Source organism: Pseudomonas sp. PGPPP1, from assembly GCF_002255865.1.
Lineage (GTDB): Bacteria > Pseudomonadota > Gammaproteobacteria > Pseudomonadales > Pseudomonadaceae > Aquipseudomonas > Aquipseudomonas cremoris.
In genome coordinates this window covers 1-966 of the sequence record NZ_NKIG01000090.1, presented here as the reverse complement: position 1 = coordinate 966, position 966 = coordinate 1, and the positions used below count along the sequence as shown (strand labels likewise).

The following is a 966-nucleotide window of genomic DNA, read 5'->3' as shown; positions in this document are numbered from 1 at the left end:
GGCTGGAGTACGAAGTACCGGCAGCGATGAAGGAGCTCATGGCGCCCGCTTCGTTGATGCCTTCTTCGAGGATCTGGCCCTTCTTGTCTTCCTTGTAGAACATCACCTGGTCTTTATCGACTGGCTCGTAGAGCTGGCCGACGGAGGAGTAGATGCCCAACTGACGGAACATGCCTTCCATACCGAAGGTACGGGCTTCGTCCGGGATGATCGGGACGATGCGTGGGCCGATGTCCTTGTCCTTGACCAGCTGCGCCAGGATGCGCACGAAAGCCATGGTGGTGGAGATTTCACGGTCGCCCGAACCGTCCAGGATTGCCTTGAGCGTGCTCAGGTCCGGGGTCGGTACGGCAAAGCTGTTGGCGCGGCGCTGTGGCACGAAACCGCCCAGTGCAGTGCGACGCTCGCTCAGGTAGCGGGCTTCGGCGCTGTTTGGCTCTGGCTTGAAGAACGGCAGGTCTTCCAGCTCTTCGTCCTTGACCGGGATGTCGAAGCGGTCGCGGAACAACTTCAGGCTGTCGACATCGACTTTCTTGGTGTTGTGCGCAGTGTTCTTCGCTTCGCCGGCACCGGTGCCATAACCCTTGATGGTCTTGGCCAGGATGACGGTCGGTTGTTCTTTGTGGTTGACCGCTTCGTGGTACGCCGCGTAGACCTTGTACGGGTCGTGGCCGCCACGGTTGAGTTTCCAGATCTCGTCGTCGGACAGGTCTGCAACCATCGCCTTGAGTTCAGGCGTGTTGAAGAAGTGTTCACGTACGAACGCGCCGTCTTTGGCTTTGTAGTTCTGGTACTCGCCGTCGATGACTTCGTCCATGCGACGTTGCAGGATACCGTCGACGTCCTTGGCCAGCAGTGGGTCCCAGAAACGGCCCCAGATGACTTTGGTCACGTTCCACTGAGCACCGCGGAACACGCCTTCGAGTTCCTGGATGATCTTGCCGTTGCCGCGAACCGGGCCGTCGA

At 59.5% G+C, this 966-nt stretch carries 1 pseudogene; it reads right to left on the bottom strand.

From position 1 onward, the window contains the following. A pseudogene (aceE, locus tag CFE47_RS31260) lies at window positions 1-966 on the bottom strand (pyruvate dehydrogenase (acetyl-transferring), homodimeric type); the annotation flags it as partial.